This window comes from Enterobacter hormaechei subsp. hoffmannii (genome assembly GCF_001729745.1).
Lineage (GTDB): Bacteria > Pseudomonadota > Gammaproteobacteria > Enterobacterales > Enterobacteriaceae > Enterobacter > Enterobacter intestinihominis.
In genome coordinates this window covers 628156-644990 of record NZ_CP017186.1, presented here as the reverse complement: position 1 = coordinate 644990, position 16835 = coordinate 628156, and the positions used below count along the sequence as shown (strand labels likewise).

16 protein-coding genes are annotated in these 16835 nt (G+C 56.7%); 4 read left to right on the top strand and 12 right to left on the bottom strand.

Translation table 11 applies throughout. The annotated features are described in order from the left end of the window. Positions 1-20: 20 nt before the first annotated feature. Both radA and serB read right to left on the bottom strand, forming a co-directional pair. A complete protein-coding gene (gene radA / locus BFV65_RS03060) occupies positions 21-1406 on the bottom strand; it encodes a DNA repair protein RadA (protein WP_003856523.1) in 1386 nt (461 codons plus the stop codon). 75 nt (positions 1407-1481) lie between these two features. Then, entirely contained in the window at positions 1482-2450 is a 969-nt protein-coding gene (gene serB / locus BFV65_RS03055) for a phosphoserine phosphatase (RefSeq protein WP_003856524.1), read from the bottom strand. Between the two features lie 117 nt (positions 2451-2567). Here serB and BFV65_RS03050 point away from each other — a divergent pair, with 117 nt between their 5' ends. Further along, the gene (locus tag BFV65_RS03050) at positions 2568-3212 is read left to right on the top strand and encodes a YtjB family periplasmic protein (RefSeq protein ID WP_015572615.1); all 645 of its coding nucleotides are present in this window, start codon (positions 2568-2570) and stop codon (positions 3210-3212) included. Positions 3213-3251: 39 nt separating this feature from the next. Then, positions 3252-4268 (top strand): lipoate--protein ligase, encoded by a 1017-nt coding sequence (lplA, locus tag BFV65_RS03045; RefSeq protein WP_023305408.1) that lies wholly within the window; start codon positions 3252-3254, stop codon positions 4266-4268. Positions 4269-4353: 85 nt separating this feature from the next. Here the strand turns inward: lplA and deoD are convergent, their stop codons facing one another. The 4 genes from deoD to deoC form a co-directional block, all read right to left on the bottom strand. Then, entirely contained in the window at positions 4354-5073 is a 720-nt protein-coding gene (gene deoD / locus BFV65_RS03040) for a purine-nucleoside phosphorylase (protein WP_003856538.1), read from the bottom strand. Between the two features lie 125 nt (positions 5074-5198). Then, the gene (gene deoB, locus BFV65_RS03035; RefSeq protein WP_022646989.1) at positions 5199-6422 is read right to left on the bottom strand and encodes a phosphopentomutase; all 1224 of its coding nucleotides are present in this window, start codon (positions 6420-6422) and stop codon (positions 5199-5201) included. A 53-nt stretch (positions 6423-6475) separates the two neighbouring features. Then, positions 6476-7798 (bottom strand): thymidine phosphorylase, encoded by a 1323-nt coding sequence (gene deoA, locus BFV65_RS03030; RefSeq protein WP_023299277.1) that lies wholly within the window; start codon positions 7796-7798, stop codon positions 6476-6478. A gap of 100 nt (positions 7799-7898) precedes the next feature. Continuing rightward, the gene (deoC, locus tag BFV65_RS03025) at positions 7899-8678 is read right to left on the bottom strand and encodes a deoxyribose-phosphate aldolase (RefSeq protein WP_022646987.1); all 780 of its coding nucleotides are present in this window, start codon (positions 8676-8678) and stop codon (positions 7899-7901) included. 263 nt (positions 8679-8941) lie between these two features. On the opposite strand from deoC, the gene BFV65_RS03020 reads away from it, so the two are divergent. Both BFV65_RS03020 and BFV65_RS03015 read left to right on the top strand, forming a co-directional pair. Beyond that, positions 8942-10477: a YjjI family glycine radical enzyme gene (locus BFV65_RS03020; RefSeq protein ID WP_069596225.1), complete on the top strand. Its 1536-nt coding sequence runs from the start codon at positions 8942-8944 to the stop codon at positions 10475-10477. Beyond that, positions 10452-11312 (top strand): YjjW family glycine radical enzyme activase, encoded by an 861-nt coding sequence (locus tag BFV65_RS03015; protein ID WP_023299274.1) that lies wholly within the window; start codon positions 10452-10454, stop codon positions 11310-11312. Before BFV65_RS03020 ends, BFV65_RS03015 begins: the two co-directional genes overlap by 26 nt. Here the strand turns inward: BFV65_RS03015 and BFV65_RS03010 are convergent. The 6 genes from BFV65_RS03010 to yjjG all read right to left on the bottom strand — a co-directional run bounded on the left by BFV65_RS03010 (position 11307) and on the right by yjjG (position 16829). Continuing rightward, positions 11307-12089, bottom strand: coding sequence for a TatD family hydrolase (locus tag BFV65_RS03010; RefSeq protein ID WP_022646984.1), 783 nt, complete (start codon positions 12087-12089; stop codon positions 11307-11309). The genes BFV65_RS03015 and BFV65_RS03010 overlap by 6 nt on opposite strands. Further along, positions 12086-13138, bottom strand: a complete 1053-nt coding sequence (locus BFV65_RS03005; RefSeq protein ID WP_023299272.1) for a patatin-like phospholipase family protein — start codon at positions 13136-13138, stop codon at positions 12086-12088. The genes BFV65_RS03010 and BFV65_RS03005 overlap by 4 nt, the downstream gene beginning before the upstream one ends. Before the next feature lie 122 nt (positions 13139-13260). Continuing rightward, a complete protein-coding gene (locus tag BFV65_RS03000) occupies positions 13261-13422 on the bottom strand; it encodes a DUF1328 domain-containing protein (RefSeq protein WP_003856556.1) in 162 nt (53 codons plus the stop codon). 125 nt (positions 13423-13547) lie between these two features. After that, positions 13548-14165 carry a molecular chaperone OsmY gene (gene osmY / locus BFV65_RS02995; RefSeq protein ID WP_022646982.1) on the bottom strand — a complete coding sequence of 206 codons (618 nt, stop codon included), beginning with the start codon at positions 14163-14165 and terminating at the stop codon, positions 13548-13550. 304 nt (positions 14166-14469) lie between these two features. Further along, the gene (gene prfC, locus BFV65_RS02990) at positions 14470-16059 is read right to left on the bottom strand and encodes a peptide chain release factor 3 (protein ID WP_022646981.1); all 1590 of its coding nucleotides are present in this window, start codon (positions 16057-16059) and stop codon (positions 14470-14472) included. Positions 16060-16151: 92 nt separating this feature from the next. Further along, positions 16152-16829 (bottom strand): pyrimidine 5'-nucleotidase, encoded by a 678-nt coding sequence (gene yjjG / locus BFV65_RS02985; RefSeq protein ID WP_022646980.1) that lies wholly within the window; start codon positions 16827-16829, stop codon positions 16152-16154. Positions 16830-16835: the final 6 nt, after the last annotated feature.

The window sequence follows — 16835 nt, the reverse complement described above, 5'->3', positions numbered from 1 at the left end:
CTGCAAAATCGAATACGTAATTATAAGTCGTCAAAGACATTTAACGCATCTGCGAGTTTTTTAACGCCAAAAACCTGCATCCCTTCCGGGATTTTTTTCGGCACGTTGGCGGCCGGAACAATTGCGCGGCGGAAGCCATGTTTTGCCGCTTCGGAGATACGCTCCTGACCGCTCGGCACCGGGCGAATTTCGCCCGCCAGCCCTACTTCGCCAAATACCACCAGATCCTGCGGCAACGGTCTGTCACGCAGGCTGGAGACCATCGCCAGCAACAGCGCCAGATCCGCGCTGGTTTCCGTAACCTTCACCCCACCAACCACGTTGACGAACACGTCCTGATCCGCCATTTGCAGGCCGCCGTGACGGTGCAACACCGCCAGCAGGATCGCCAGGCGGTTCTGTTCCAGACCGACCGCCACGCGCCGCGGATTACCCATCATCGAGTGATCCACCAGCGCCTGAATTTCAACCAGCAGCGGACGCGTCCCCTCCCACAGCACCATCACCGAACTACCGGACGTAATTTCGTCGCCACGGCTCAGGAAGATGGCCGACGGGTTGCTGACTTCGCGCAGCCCCTGCTCGGTCATGGCAAACACGCCCAGTTCATTCACCGCGCCGAAGCGGTTTTTATGGCTGCGCAGGGTACGAAAACGGGAATCCGCATCGCCGTCGAGCATCACCGAGCAGTCGATACAGTGCTCAAGCACTTTCGGGCCGGCCAGCGAGCCGTCTTTGGTGACGTGGCCCACCATCACTATCGCTACGCCGCGCGTTTTGGCAAAGCGCGTTAAGTACGCAGCCGTTTCACGCACCTGCGCCACGCTCCCCGGTGACGACTGAATGTCCGCCATATGCATCACCTGAATGGAGTCGATCACCATCAGTTTCGGCTGCTCTTCTTCGGCGATCATGCAGATCTGCTCGATGCTGGTTTCCGAGAGCATATTCAGATTGCCGGTCGGCAGACCGAGGCGGTGCGCGCGCATCGCCACCTGCTGGAGTGACTCTTCGCCCGTGACGTACAGGGTTTTCATCTGTTCGGCGAGCTTGCAGAGCGTTTGCAGCAGCAGGGTGGATTTACCCGCGCCCGGGTTACCGCCGATGAGAATAGCGCTGCCCGGCACTACGCCACCGCCGAGCACGCGGTCAAATTCTTTGAATCCGGTTGAGAAGCGCGGCAGCGCCTCAAGGCTGATATCCGAAAGTTTTTGTACCTTCGACACGCCTGCATTGCCCGCATAGCCGCTCAGGCGTTCATTGCGGGCCACGCTCGGCGAAGCCGCCACACCACGCACTTCGGTGATGGTGTTCCAGGCATGACAGGCGCTGCATTGCCCCTGCCAGCGCGGATAATCCGCACCACATTCATTACAGACAAATGCGCGTTTTGGAGCTTTCGCCACGGTTTACCTCGTTATTTCTGTGCGGTCTGCGCGCCGGATAGCGCTGACGCTTACCCGGCCTACAAAAGCAGGCCGCTATTTTTGATTAATGCTGCCGGAGAGAATGCAGAACACGCCCATCAGGTCAGCATGACGGATAGTGACTTCCGTCTTTTCATTCACTTTCGGCTTGGCGTGGTAGGCAATACCCAGTCCGGCAACTTTGATCATCGGCAGATCGTTCGCGCCATCGCCGATGGCGACGGTCTGTTCGACCGGAATGGCGTATTTCTCCGCCAGACGCGTCAGCGTATTGGCTTTGTACTGCGCATCCACGATGTCGCCAATCACTTGTCCGGTGAGTTTGCCGTCCATGATCTCCAGCTCGTTTGCCACCACGGTGGTCAGACGCAGCTTGTCACGCAGGTAATCGGCAAAGAAGGTGAACCCACCGGAGGCAATCGCCACTTTCCAGCCGAGCGTCTCCAGCTTGAGCACCAGCTGCGTCAGCCCTGGCATCAGGGGCAGTTCATCGCGCACCTGACGCAAAATGTTAGCATCGGCCCCCTTCAGGGTCGCCACGCGCTGTCTCAGGCTGGCGGTGAAATCCAGCTCGCCGCGCATCGCGCGCTCGGTGACTTCCGCCACCAGCTCGCCGCTGCCCGCCAGTTTAGCAATCTCGTCAATACACTCGATCTGAATGGCGGTGGAATCCATGTCCATCACCAGCAGGCCTGGCGTTTTCAGGTGTGGAATTTTGCCGAGCGGAGCAACGTCCAGCCCGGCGTCGTGCGCCAGACGCGTGGCGCGCTGCGTCAGGGAACCCGCCAGGCGAATAACCTGATAATCTTCCACGCACCAGGCCGCAACGATGACCATCGCTGCGCCCAGTTTAGTTTGATACTGGGTGAGGCGTTGCTTATCCAGGCCGCGTCCGTACAGCAGCCAGCCGCTACGGCCAGCGTGGTAATCGAGAGGCATCACCTCATCGCCACTTAAAGAGAGCGGCAATCCTGGCCATAAAGAGACATCCGTTGGCAGGTCGCACCAGGTAATGTTCGGCATTGAAGCTCCTGTAATTTCGTTCGCGCCGGAAGGTTCCAGAGGGAAAATAACGCATGAGGCTACCCTGTAACCATCACTTCTGGCAACATTAAGCCGTAAATTTTAAGCAGGTGGAATATGGCTCGCGCAAAACTGAAATTCCGGCTTCATCGCGCCGTGATTGTCCTGATCTGTCTCGCACTATTAGTGGCGCTTATGCAGGGGGCATCCTGGTTTAGCCAGAATCACCAACGACAGCGTAACCCGCAGTTTGAAGAACTGGCCCGTACGCTGGCGCGCCAGGTGACGCTCAACGTTGCGCCGTCTATGCGCACCGAAACGCCGGATGACAAGCGAATAGCCCAGGTATTGCGCCAGCTTACGGAAAACAGCCGCATTCTGGATGCGGGCGTGTACGATGAACAGGGCGACCTGATTGCCCGCGCGGGTGAGCATGTCGACGTGCGCGACAGGCTGGCGCTGGACGGCAAAAAAGCTGGCGGTTATTTCAATCAACAAATCGTTGAACCCATTCAGGGCAAGAATGGCCCACTCGGCTATTTACGTCTGACACTCGACACCCACACCCTGCCAACCGAAGCCAAACAGGTGGATAACACCACCAATATTTTGCGCCTGATGCTGCTGCTCTCGCTGGCGATTGGCGTGGTACTGGCGCGCACGCTGCTGCAAGGCAAGCGCACCCGCTGGCAGCAGTCGCCGTTCCTGTTAACCGCCAGCAAGTCAGTTCCCGAAGAGGAAGAGAGCGAGAAGAAAGAATAGTGATAAAGTAGGCGGATGATTCGGAAAAGGAACTCTGCCATGTCGACGTTACGCCTGCTTATCTCTGACTCTTACGATCCCTGGTTTAATCTCGCGGTGGAAGAGTGCATCTTCCGCCAGATGCCCGCCACCCAGCGCGTCCTGTTTCTCTGGCGCAACGCTGATACGGTCGTTATTGGCCGCGCGCAAAATCCGTGGAAAGAGTGTAACACCCGCCGTATGGAAGAGGACAACGTCCGCCTGGCGCGCCGCAGCAGCGGCGGCGGTGCGGTGTTCCACGATCTCGGCAACACCTGCTTTACCTTTATGGCGGGCAAGCCGGAATACGACAAAACCATCTCGACCTCCATTGTGCTCAACGCGCTCAATTCGCTCGGCGTGACGGCTGAAGCCTCGGGTCGTAACGATCTGGTAGTGAAAACACCTGAAGGCGACCGGAAAGTGTCAGGCTCAGCCTACCGCGAAACGATGGATCGCGGATTCCACCACGGCACATTATTGCTGAATGCCGATCTGAGCCGTCTGGCAAACTATCTGAACCCGGACAAGAAAAAGCTCCAGGCGAAAGGCATTACCTCCGTGCGCGGTCGCGTGGCGAATCTGGTGGATCTGCTGCCGGGGATTACTCATGAGCAGATTTGCGATGCAATCCGTGAAGCCTTCTTCGAACATTACGGTGAGCGGGTAGAAGCTGAAGTGATCTCCCCTGACAAAACACCGGACCTGCCCAACTTCGCGGAAACCTTTGCGCGCCAGAGCAGCTGGGAGTGGAACTTCGGGCAGGCACCGGCGTTTTCACACCTGCTGGACGAACGGTTTACCTGGGGCGGCGTTGAGCTGCACTTTGACGTGGAGAAGGGCCATATTACCCGCACGCAGGTCTTTACGGATAGTCTCAATCCTGCACCGCTGGAGGCGCTGGCCGCACGTTTACAGGGCTGTCTGTATCGGGCGGATATGCTGCAGCAGGAGTGTGATGCATTAATTGGGGATTTTCCGGAGCAGGAAAAAGAGCTGCGGGATGTATCGGCGTGGATTGCTCAGGCCGTGCGCTAGTAAAAAAGCCCGCTGGCGCTGCGCTTAGCGGGCCTACAAAACCGTAGGCCGGGTCAGGCGAGGCCGCCACCCGGCACAACAGCTCTTACTCTTTATCGCCCAGCAGAACGGATTCCAGCGCGATTTTGATCATGTCGTTGAAGGTGGTCTGACGCTCGGCAGCGGTGGTCTGCTCGTGAGTACGGATATGGTCAGACACGGTGCAGATGGTCAGCGCTTTCGCACCGAATTCAGCCGCCACGCCGTAGATACCGGCCGCTTCCATTTCCACGCCCAGAATGCCGTATTTTTCCATCACGTCGAACATGTCGCCTTCTGGCGAGTAGAACAGATCGGCAGAGAACAGGTTGCCCACGCGCGCGTCAACGCCCAGCGCTTTTGCTGCGTCAACCGCGTTACGCACCATGTCAAAATCAGCGATGGCCGCAAAGTCATGATCTTTAAAGCGAATGCGGTTGACTTTAGAGTCGGTGCACGCGCCCATGCCGATCACCACGTCACGCAGCTTAACGTCCATGCGCACCGCGCCGCAGGAGCCGACACGGATGATTTTCTTCACACCGAAATCGGTGATCAGCTCTTTGGTGTAGATGGAGCAGGATGGGATACCCATGCCGTGACCCATCACGGAGATTTTGCGGCCTTTATAGGTACCGGTGAAGCCCAGCATGCCACGCACGTTGTTCACTTCACGCACGTCTTCCAGGAAGGTTTCTGCAATGTGTTTCGCGCGCAGCGGGTCGCCCGGCATCAATACGACGTCAGCGAAATCACCCATTTCTGCATTAATGTGAGGAGTTGCCATCTTCAGTTCCTTTTACATTGTTGTTTTTGCCGGGTGGCGGCTGCGCCTTACCCGGCCTACATTCTGTTCTCCCTCTCCCTGTGGGAGAGGGTTGGGGTGAGGGCATCAGACCTCACCCAATCCGTTTAGAACATAGCCTTGCCATATTCCATGTCAGACGTACCAAAGTATTTCGCAATCGTCTGGCCGATGTCCGCGAAGGTTTCACGATGACCCAGCGAGCCCGGTTTGACTTTCGGGCCGTACACCAGCACCGGAATGTGCTCACGGGTGTGGTCGGTACCGGTCCAGGTCGGGTCACAGCCATGGTCAGCGGTCAGGATCAGAATGTCATCTTCCCCCACCAGCTCCATCAGCTCTGGCAGACGGCGGTCAAACAGCTCCAGACCCGCAGCATACCCGGCGACGTCGCGACGGTGACCCCAGGAGGAGTCGAAGTCCACGAAGTTGGTGAAGACAATGGTCTTGTCGCCCGCTTCTTTCATCTCTTTGATGGTGGCGTCGAACAGCGCATCCAGACCGGTCGCTTTGACCTTTTTGGTGATGCCGCAATTAGCGTAGATGTCCGCGATTTTACCTACGGAAACGACCTGACCGTCTTTCTCGTCGACGAGTTTTTGCAGCACGGTCGGCGCCGGTGGCTCCACGGCCAGATCGTGACGGTTGCCGGTACGCTGGAAGTTACCCGCTTTGTCGCCGATAAACGGACGCGCGATAACACGGCCAATGTTGTAGCCGCCTTCGGTCAGCTCTTCACGGGCGATCTCGCACAGCTCGTACAGTTTATCCAGGCCAAACGTCTCTTCGTGGCAGGCGATCTGGAACACAGAGTCAGCAGAGGTATAGAAAATCGGTTTGCCGGTTTTCATGTGCTCTTCGCCGAGCTGATCCAGAATCACGGTACCGGAAGAGTGGCAGTTGCCGAGGTAGCCCGGCAGGTTGGCGCGCTTCACCAGCTTATCGAGCAGCTCCTGCGGGAAGCTGTTCTCGTGATCGGAGAAGTAACCCCAGTCAAACAGCACCGGCACGCCAGCGATTTCCCAGTGACCGGACGGCGTATCTTTACCGGAAGAGAGCTCGTGCGCCCACGCGTAGGCGCCCACCACTTCCGCGTTTCCGTCCATACCGGCTGCGATTTTACCGGTAGAACCTTCATGCGCTTTTACCAGCCCGAGGCGGGTCAGGTTTGGCAGGTTCAGAGGGCCTTTACGACCGTTGTCCGCTTCGCCTTTTGCACAGGCTTCCGCGATGTGACCCAGGGTATCGGAACCCACGTCACCAAAACGTTCTGCATCTTCGGTTGCGCCGATGCCGAATGAGTCCAGCACCATAATAAATGCACGTTTCATAATTGTTCTCCGTACTTAGTGCTTCATAAAAATGCGATCAGATCAGTATACCGCTATTCAGTGATACGACGATAGACCGTCGGTGTGGTTTCCGGTGCTTTATCGTCAAGAGTTATTGCCGCCTTCACCGCTTTCGCCGCGTCCTGCCAGCTGGCTTCGTCTTTCGCGTGGATCACCGCCAGCGGACGTTGGCCGTCAACGCTGTCGCCCAGACGGGCCATATCGGTAAAGCCGACGCTGTAATCAATGGTGTCCGATGCCTGACGACGACCGCCGCCCATAGACACGACCGCCATGCCGAGCGCGCGGGTATCCATAGCCGAGACAAAGCCTTCACTGTCCGCATAGACCGCTTTGCTGAGCATCGCGGTGGGCAGGTATTTCGCGTAGTTTTCCACGAAGTCGGTCGGGCCTTTCTGCGCCGCCACCATCCGACCAAAGATCTCCGCCGCTTTGCCGTTGTCCAGCACCGCCTGAAGCTTCGCGCGCGCGTCAGCGTCGTCTTTGGCCAGCTTGCCGGAGATGAGCATCTCAACGCACAACGCCATGGTGACATCGAACAGGCGCGGGTTACGGTATTCGCCTGTGAGGAACTGCACGGCCTCGCGGACTTCAACGGCGTTACCGGCGCTGGACGCCAGCACCTGGTTCATGTCCGTCAGCAGTGCGGTGGTGCGCACGCCCGCGCCGTTGGAAACGCCAACGATCGCTTCAGCCAGCGCCTCAGAGAGTTCATAGGTCGGCATAAACGCGCCGCTGCCCACTTTCACATCCATCACCAGCGCGTCCAGCCCTTCCGCCAGCTTTTTGGCGAGGATAGAGGCGGTGATCAGCGGGATGGAGTCTACGGTCGCGGTAATGTCACGCGTCGCGTAGAAACGCTTGTCTGCTGGCGCAAGAGAGCTGGTCTGGCCGATAATCGCCACGCCAACGTCTTTAATAATGTCGCGGAAGCGGTTGTCATCCGGGAAGATATCGAAGCCCGGAATGGCTTCCAGTTTGTCGAGCGTACCGCCGGTATGACCCAGGCCGCGCCCGGAAATCATCGGGATGTAACCGCCGCAGGCTGCCACCATCGGGCCAAGCATCAGGGAGGTCACGTCGCCCACGCCGCCGGTGGAGTGTTTGTCCACAATCGGGCCGTTGAGGTTAAGGCTTTTCCAGTCCAGAACGGTTCCTGAATCTCGCATCGCCATGGTCAGGGACACGCGCTCAGGCATCGACATATCGTGGAAGAAAATGGTCATCGCCAGAGCCGCAATCTGCCCTTCAGAGATGGTGTTATCACGAATGCCGTTGATAAAGAAGCGGATCTCTTCGTCGCTTAATGCATGACCATCACGTTTTTTACGAATAATTTCTTGTGCGAGAAACACGGTAACCTCCATGCGGAATCGGGTGAATGGCGGCGGGTATGTTGACCCGCCCTACGATCCTGTAGGCCGGGTTAGCGTAGCGCCACCCGGCAATTCAAACTTAGTAGCTGCTTGCGCTCTTACCGTCACCGTGACCCAGCGCTTTCAGCAGGCTGGCCAGCAGGCTGGACGCGCCGAAGCGGTAGTGGCGGGAGTCCGCCCAGTCGGCGCCGAACAGCTCGTCGGCAATCGCCAGAAACTGCTGCGCGTCTTCTGCGGTACGCACGCCGCCTGCCGGTTTGAAGCCAACGGTTTTGGACACGCCCATATCACGGATAACTTCCATCATGATGCGCGCGCTTTCCGGAGTCGCGTTGACCGGCACTTTACCGGTAGAGGTTTTAATGAAATCCGCGCCCGCTTTGATAGCGATTTCAGACGCTTTACGAATCAGCGCCTCTTCTTTCAGCTCGCCGGTTTCGATGATCACTTTAAGCAGCACGTTTGCCGCCGCACATGCGTCTTTACAGGCTTTCACCAGGTCAAAACCGACCTGCTCGTTGCCGGCGATCAGCGCGCGGTACGGGAATACCACGTCAACTTCGTCTGCGCCGTACGCAATCGCCGCGCGGGTTTCCGCCAGCGCGATCTCGATGTCGTCATTACCGTGCGGGAAGTTAGTCACGGTCGCAATGCGCACGTCCGGCGTGCCCTGTTCTTTCAGCGTTTTGCGGGCAATCGGGATAAAACGCGGGTAGATACAGACGGCGGCGGTATTACCCACTGGCGTTTTTGCCTGATGGCACAGGGCGATGACTTTTTCATTGGTGTCGTCATCATTCAGGGTGGTCAGGTCCATCAGTTTCAACGCGCGCAGGCTGCTTGCAGTTAAATCGGTCATAACATTCTCCAACGGCAGTGCCGTATAAATTTTACCTTGCGGGTCTGTGAGTATTCTAACATTCACCCGCATCCACACTTCGACATTCATCACAGTTAATAAAAACTGTGTGCAAATTTGCATTACTGTAATGAGATCTTCTTCAAACTTTCATGCGTCAACCGCCGATAAAAACAGCGATACCCCCTGTCGGATCAAAAGCCCCGGCAGGCTGGCTTCTTACAATTCGTTCACCATCCGCAGAACCCTCAAGGAAGTTGAACATGCCCGACGCCCTGCAACAACGATGCCTGCACATTGTGACCAGCCCGGTGTTAACCCCGGAACAAAAACGTCATTTTCTGGCGCTGGAAGCGGAGAACAATCTGCTCTATCCCGCTCTGCCAGAGGCGGCCCGCGCCGCGCTGGACGAGGGATACATCTGCGACATGTTCGAAGGTCATGCGCCTTACAAACCGCGCTACGTGCTGCCGGACTACGCTAAATTTCTGGCTAACGGCTCAGAATGGCTGGAGCTGGAAGGGGCGAAAGATCTGGATGATGCCCTGTCACTGCTCACTATCCTTTATCACCATGTTCCGTCCGTCACATCGATGCCAGTCTATCTGGGTCAGCTCGATGAGATACTCAACCCATATGTTAAAATTCTAACACAGGATGAAATCGATAGCCGAATAAAACGTTTCTGGCGTTACCTGGACAGAACCCTGCCCGATGCCTTTATGCATGCCAATATCGGCCCGGCGGATACGCCCGTCACGCGTGCCATTTTGCGAGCGGACGCAGAGCTGAAGCAGGTCGCGCCGAACCTGACCTTTATTTACGACCCGGACGTCACCCCTGACGATCTGCTGCTGAGCGTGGCGAAAAACATTTGTGAGTGTAGTAAGCCGCATATTTCCAATGGCCCGGTAAATGATAAAATTTTCACAAAAGGTCGCTATGGCGTGGTGAGCTGTTACAACTCCCTGCCGCTGGCGGGCGGCGGCAGCACGCTGGTGCGCCTTAACCTGAAAGCGATTGCGGAGCACAGCCGCTCACCGGAAGACTTTTTCACCCGTACCCTTCCCCACTACTGCCAGCAACAAATCGCGATCATCAATGCGCGCTGCGATTTTTTATATGAACAATCCGGCTTCTTTGAGAATAGCTTCCTGGTGAAAGAGGGGCTGATTGATGCCGATCGTTTTGTACCGATGTTTGGCATGTACGGTCTGGCCGAAGCGGTAAACGTGCTGTGCGAGAAAGCAGGCATTACGGGACGGTACGGTAAAAACGAGCAGGCCAATGCGCTGGGTTACCGCATCAGTGAACAGCTGGCGGCGTTCGTTGAAAACACGCCGGTGAAACACGGCTGGCAGCACCGCGCGATGCTGCACGCGCAGTCAGGGATCAGTTCTGATTCAGGCACCACGCCGGGGGCGCGTCTGCCGTACGGTGACGAGCCAGATCCCATCAGCCACCTGCTGGCCATAGCCCCGCATCATAAACACTATCATTCGGGGATCAGCGATATTCTCACCCTGGATGAGACGGTTAAACGCAATCCTCAGGCGGTGGTGCAGCTGTGCCTGGGAGCGTTCAACGCCGGTATGCGTGAGTTCACCGCGAATGTGGCCGGAAACGACCTGGTGCGCGTCACCGGGTATATGGTGCGGCTCTCCGACCTGGAGAAATATCGGGAGGCCGGCTCGCGCACCAACACCACCTGGCTCGGCGAGGAGGCCGCGCGCAATACCCGTATTCTGGAACGTCAGCCACGCGTGATAAGCCATGAACAGCAGATGCGCTTTAGTTAGTCAGGTTATTCCCTTCTCCTGCGTGGACGGGCCGGGCAGCCGCCTGGCGCTGTTCCTCCAGGGCTGTAACCTGCGCTGCAAAACCTGCCACAACCCGTGGACCATCGGGCGCTGCAACGACTGCGGCGACTGTGTTCCCCACTGTCCTCATGATGCGCTGACGATTCAGGCCGGGCGCGTCTGGTGGCAGGAGAGTCACTGTCAGCAGTGCGATACCTGCCTGCACCTGTGTCAGCAGCAGGCGACGCCGATGGCGCAGCGATACAGCGTCGAGGAGATCCTCTCACGGATCCGCACGTCCGCGCCGTTTATTGAGGGCGTGACCGTCAGCGGGGGTGAGGCCACCACGCAGCTGCCGTTTGTGGTTGCGCTGTTCACCGCGATCAAAGCCGATCCGTCCCTGCGCCATCTGACGTGCCTGGTGGACAGCAACGGCCTGTTAAGCGAAACCGGCTGGCAAAAGCTGTTACCGGTGTTTGACGGCGCGATGGTGGATCTGAAAGCCTGGGGCAATGAACATCACCGTTTTCTGACCGGGCGCGAAAACACGCTGATCAAGCAGAGCATCCGCTGGCTGGCCGATCGTCATCGCCTGACGGAGCTGCGCCTGCTGGTGATCCCCGATCGGTGTGATTATCTGCAACATCTGTCATCGCTGACCGCTTTTATCCACGCGTTGGGGAACGTTCCGGTGCGGATCAACGCGTTTCATGCCCATGGGGTTTACGGGGAGGCGGCGCGATGGCGGAGCGCCGCGCCGGAGGACATCGAGCCGCTGGCGCAGGCCCTGGAAAGGCAGCAGATCACGGTGATCCGCCCGGCCCTTTATCTATAGCGTGATGCCGAAGACCGCGCGGGTATTTTCCAGCAGCGCGCTGGCAATCACATCTTCAGGCTCCTGACGCAGCTCGCACAGCACATCAAAAACGCGCGCCGCCTGCTCCGGACGGTTGGGCTGGCCCTGAAAACCATTCAGCGGCATGTCAGGGGCATCCGTTTCCAGCAGGAGCGAAGACAGGGGGAGCTGCGCCATCACATCCCGGGTTTTGCTGGCACGCGGATAGGTGATAGTGCCACCGACACCAATTTTATAGCCCAGCTCGATAAAACGCTGCGCCTGCTGAAGGCTTCCAGCGAAACCATGGACCACACCCCTGCGCGGCACGTCGATGCGCTTCAGGTGCATCGCCAGTTTGTCATGGGTGCGCCTGGAGTGGAGGATCACCGGCAGATCGTGGCGCTTTGCCAGCCGGAGCTGCGCATCCAGGATCGTCTGCTGGCGTTCAAACTGCGGATCTTCACGATAGAGATCGAGGCCGATCTCACCGATGGCAACCAGCTTCGTATCCGCGTTTTGCAGCGTGGCATCCAGCCTGTCGAGATGGTCATCAAGATGGTGCTCAATCACGATCGGATGCAGACCCAGCGCGGCATACAGCGCATCGTGACCCTGGGCAAGCGCCAGGACTTTCTCGAATCTCGCCGCTTCAATAGCGGGCACAATAATGGCTCTCACACCGGCCTCAGCCGCACGCGCAATACTTGATGTTTCCTCCCCGCTAAACGGCGGGAAATCAAAGTGGCAATGGGTATCGATAAAAGAGTGCGTCACGCCAGGTCCTCGTTATCGAGTATGCCGTCGTTGGCCTGCGGCGCGTCCACCAGCGGCATCGCCACCGCGTCATTGGCCACACTAGCGGGTGGCAATATGATGCTTTTATGCCGATGAAGAGGCGGTTGCTCGGCCAGCATTTTCCCGACGGTCGCCAGGAAGTAACGCCCGCATAGCCGCCCCGTTTTGTAATCCATACGCAACGCAGGCAGCCGACTGCCCAGCGCCATGCTCAGCAGCGGCTTCGGCGGATAAATTTCAAAGATGCGCAGCTTGCCCGGTGGTTTTTCAATAAAACGCTGCATCGCGCCGTAGGTGGTTTCATGCTGCTTCGCGATATTCACCAGCGGTTGCAGGCTGCTGTCGCCCAGCCAGCGTTCCATCCGCTTAAACCACTGTGGGGTGTAATACATCTGAGAAGGCACCGTGCGGATCACCACAATGGTTTTCGCCCCGCGCCGTGCGGCCTCCTGTACCGGCACCGCGTCGCTGATACCGCCGTCGAGATAGTTTATCCCCTCCAGCAGCGCGCCGGTACGGTAGAAACCCGGGATCGCGCTGGAAGCGCGAATGATATCCAGCCAGTTCTCTTTCTGCGGCGAAAAGTAACCCGGTGAATAGTCATCGCCACGGCTGGCGCACATCCAGAACGCTTTGCCGGTATCGAACAGTCGTGACGCGGTATCCATGGCCAGCGGCATCTGGCTGGAAGTGGCATCCAGTAACCAGTCGAGATCGATCAGGTTCCCGCCGCGCACGAAGCGTACCGGATTGAAGAATTCTTTGGAGGTGGTGTAGCGCATAATCACTTTGCGCGCATAGCCGGGCTGGTTGCAGACATAGGCGGAGAGGTTCTGCGCCCCGGCAGAGGTACCGAAATAGAGATCGAACGGGTTGAATTGCGCGCGCATAAATTCGTCGAGTACGCCGGCGGTGAAAATACCGCGCTGCCCACCCCCTTCACAGACCAGCGCAAGCTGGCCTGCATGAAACGGTTTTAACGTCAGCGGCGCAATATTGCCGAGCGTCACGGGAATTCGTTGCCCCACCTCTGCCTTCCTGTTTTCATTATTTTGATGAGACACAGTAACGCACATTCCCGATGGTTCTCAAACGAGAAAAAGCCAGTCACGAGGACTGGCTTGAGTTTGTTTAATAACTATTGCGTTTGCTACGGGCGACGTCGACCCGTAAACAGGCTGACCAGGAACAGAATAATACCGACGACGAAAACAATTTTCGCTGCCCATGCCGCGGTACCCGCCAGTCCACCAAAGCCCAATGCGGCGGCAATTAACGCGATAACCAGAAATATAATGCCCCAACGAAACATAAGCCTCTCCTTTACCATAGTTAATGTCGGCCGCTAAACGTGAGCGCTCAGGTCACTCACCGGCTTTTCCAGAGTCGTTTTTATTTCGCCCGCGGTTTTCAGCCAGACGGGCGAGTGGTACTGCTTTACTTCGTTTTCAGATCGTTTTTGACGCTTTTCACACCATCAATAGCTTTCGCAATTGACTCGGCACGATCGCTTTGTGCCTGGTTCTCAACCGTACCGGACAGCTGGACCACACCATCAGTGGTTTCAACTTTCACCATACGGGATGGCACGATGTCGTCAGCTAACAGTTTAGCTTTGATTTCGCTGGTAGTTGCTGCATCTCCGGCATAGCCCTTCACCGACGATTCTTTGCTGTCACGTACGTGCAGTTTGTCGCTTACAGAGCTTACGCCCTCAACGCCTTTCGCTACTTTAACGGCCTCTTCAGCCTGAGTCTGGCTTTCAACGAAACCGCTCAGAGTGACAACCTTGTTGTCGGTTTTAACAGAAATATCGGTGCTCTTAATGGATTCATGATCCACCAGTGCGGCTTTCACTTTTGCTGTGATAGAGCTGTCATCCATGAAATTACCGACTTTATTCATAGAGCTATCGATTTTTTCCCCTGCGGTATTAGCGGTATTTTGCGCTTTATCCATGGTGCTGGATTCCGCCAGAGCAGAACCGCTTACCAGGACACTACCCAACGTTACGGCCAGCAGAGTTTTAGAAATCTTCAGTCTTGTCATATTCATCGATTTATTCCTGTGTTTTGCCCGTTATTTGGGCGACATACTTCCCTAAATCTTGGTTTTATATATTGCGAATTAACACACGGGCGAAATGGAGAACCAGTGGACATGCATTGAACAGTTAATTCATCCACGCCCGGTGCTAAACACTGAGTTAAATATAGATCACAATCAGAGGGGTGCATTCAGAATTGGGGAAAAAACGAACGAATAGCGAAAAATTACGTTGAATTAAGAACATTCCGCAAGGGTTTAATAACACTGGAATTAAAGAAGAGCACGGCGGCTGCCGTGCTCTGTGAGGGAATTAATGCTCGCGCGTTTTGCGGAACTGAACGTCGGGATAACGTTCCTGCGTCAGGTTCAGGTTAACCATAGTCGGGGCGATATAGGTCAGATTATCGCCACCGTCCAGCGCCAGCTGAACTTCGTTCTTACGCTTAAACTCTTCGAATTTCTTCACGTCTGAACATTCAACCCAGCGCGCGGTCGCCACGTTCACCGATTCGTAAATCGCTTCCACGTTGTACTCGCTCTTAAGACGGGCAACTACCACGTCAAACTGGAGCACACCCACCGCGCCCACGATCAGATCGTTGTTGGCGATAGGGCGGAACACCTGTACAGCCCCCTCTTCCGAAAGCTGGACCAGGCCTTTCAGCAGCTGCTTCTGCTTAAGCGGATCGCGCAGGCGAATGCGGCGGAACAGTTCCGGCGCGAAGTTCGGGATACCGGTGAACTTCATCATTTCGCCCTGCGTGAAGGTATCGCCGATCTGAATGGTACCGTGGTTGTGTAAACCAATGATGTCACCCGGATAGGCTTCTTCCACGTGCGAACGGTCGCCCGCCATGAAGGTCAGCGCGTCGGAAATCACTACGTCTTTACCAATACGCACCTGACGCAGCTTCATGCCCTTTTCGTACTTACCGGAAACCACGCGCATAAAGGCGACGCGGTCGCGGTGTTTCGGGTCCATGTTGGCCTGAATTTTAAAGACGAAGCCGGAGAACTTCTCTTCCTTCGCTTCTACTTCGCGGGTGTCGGTTTTACGCGGCATCGGCTGCGGGGCCCACTCAACCAGACCGTCGAGCATATGGTCAACGCCGAAGTTGCCGAGTGCAGTACCGAAGAAGACCGGGGTAATGTCACCGCTCAGGAACAGCTCTCTGTCGAACTCGTGAGAGGCGCCTTTGACCAGCTCAAGCTCATCGCGCAGTTGCGCGGCCAGCTCTTCACCGACAGCGGCGTCCAGCTCCGGGTTGTCCAGCCCTTTCACGATACGGACTTCCTGAATAGTGTGGCCCTTACCGGTCTGATACAGGTAGGTTTCGTCTTTATAGAGGTGGTAAACCCCTTTGAACAGCTTGCCGCAGCCAATCGGCCAGGTGATTGGCGCGCAGGCGATTTTCAGCTCGTTTTCCACTTCATCCATCAGCTCCATCGGATCACGGATGTCACGGTCGAGTTTGTTCATAAAGGTAAGGATCGGCGTATCGCGCAGACGAGTGACTTCCATCAGCTTGCGGGTACGATCTTCAACACCTTTCGCGGCGTCGATCACCATCAGGCAGCAGTCCACGGCCGTCAGGGTACGGTAGGTATCTTCGGAGAAGTCTTCGTGCCCCGGGGTGTCCAGCAGGTTCACCAGGCAGTCATGATACGGGAACTGCATCACGGAGGTGGTAATCGAAATACCACGCTGCTTTTCCATCTCCATCCAGTCGGATTTAGCATGCTGGCTGGAGCCACGGCCTTTAACGGTACCCGCGGTCTGGATCGCCTGTCCGAACAGCAACACCTTCTCGGTGATGGTCGTTTTACCGGCATCCGGGTGCGAGATAATGGCAAAAGTGCGGCGTTTGGCCACCTCTTGCAGATAAGGAGACAACGTCATAATCAATTCTTCTTAGGTAAGCGCGGCAGCAGGCCGCGCATCATGGAATACGAAAAATGCGGCTATTTTACCCATCAACAGGGGGCAGGCAATCATTGTTTACACAGGAGCTGCTCCAGTTCGTTCAATGACGTTACGGTCCAGGTCGGCTCGATGCCTTCCGGCAGCGTGCGGCCATGCGCATTCAGCCAGACGGTCGACAGGCCCGATCTCATACCTCCCAGAATATCAGATTCTGCCGTATCCCCCACCATCAGCACGCGATCGCGGTCAGGATTGCCCGCTTGCGCCAGCGCATAATCGAAAATACGCGGATCCGGCTTCGGCACGCCTACCTCTTCGGAGATCACCAGCGCGTCGAAATGATCGCGCAAGCCAGTGCGTTCAAGGCGGATCTGCTGAAGCGCGGTAAAGCCGTTGGTGATGATCCCAAGCTTCACCTTCCCTTTCAGCGAATCCAGCAGAGAAACGGCGCCGGGCAGCGGCGCGCAGATATCTGCCATCGCATTCAGGAAGGCCTCGTTCAGCACCCCAGGACTGATGTTTAACCGTTCAGCCCAGACGTCAAAACGCTGATGCTGAAGCTGTAACGCGGTGATGGCTCCGTTCTGGTAATCCACCCACAGCGGCTTGTTCACCGCCTGATAGTCCTGAAAATCTTCCGCGGTGAACGTCACGCTATAGTCGAGAAACATCCGCTGTAGGCCGCCGAACGAGTCAAACGTAAACAGCGTTTCGTCGGCATCAAAGAAAATCCAGTCCCATTTCATCGTTAC

Coding starts and splice junctions, on each gene's coding strand:
- serB (WP_003856524.1), bottom strand. CDS start 2,450: ATGCCGAACATTACCTGGTGCGACCTGCCAACGGATGTCTCTTTATGG.
- BFV65_RS03050 (WP_015572615.1), top strand. CDS start 2,568: ATGGCTCGCGCAAAACTGAAATTCCGGCTTCATCGCGCCGTGATTGTC.
- lplA (WP_023305408.1), top strand. CDS start 3,252: ATGTCGACGTTACGCCTGCTTATCTCTGACTCTTACGATCCCTGGTTT.
- deoD (WP_003856538.1), bottom strand. CDS start 5,073: ATGGCAACTCCTCACATTAATGCAGAAATGGGTGATTTCGCTGACGTC.
- deoB (WP_022646989.1), bottom strand. CDS start 6,422: ATGAAACGTGCATTTATTATGGTGCTGGACTCATTCGGCATCGGCGCA.
- deoC (WP_022646987.1), bottom strand. CDS start 8,678: ATGACCGATTTAACTGCAAGCAGCCTGCGCGCGTTGAAACTGATGGAC.
- BFV65_RS03020 (WP_069596225.1), top strand. CDS start 8,942: ATGCCCGACGCCCTGCAACAACGATGCCTGCACATTGTGACCAGCCCG.
- BFV65_RS03015 (WP_023299274.1), top strand. CDS start 10,452: ATGAACAGCAGATGCGCTTTAGTTAGTCAGGTTATTCCCTTCTCCTGC.
- BFV65_RS03000 (WP_003856556.1), bottom strand. CDS start 13,422: ATGTTTCGTTGGGGCATTATATTTCTGGTTATCGCGTTAATTGCCGCC.
- osmY (WP_022646982.1), bottom strand. CDS start 14,165: ATGAATATGACAAGACTGAAGATTTCTAAAACTCTGCTGGCCGTAACG.
- prfC (WP_022646981.1), bottom strand. CDS start 16,059: ATGACGTTGTCTCCTTATCTGCAAGAGGTGGCCAAACGCCGCACTTTT.
- yjjG (WP_022646980.1), bottom strand. CDS start 16,829: ATGAAATGGGACTGGATTTTCTTTGATGCCGACGAAACGCTGTTTACG.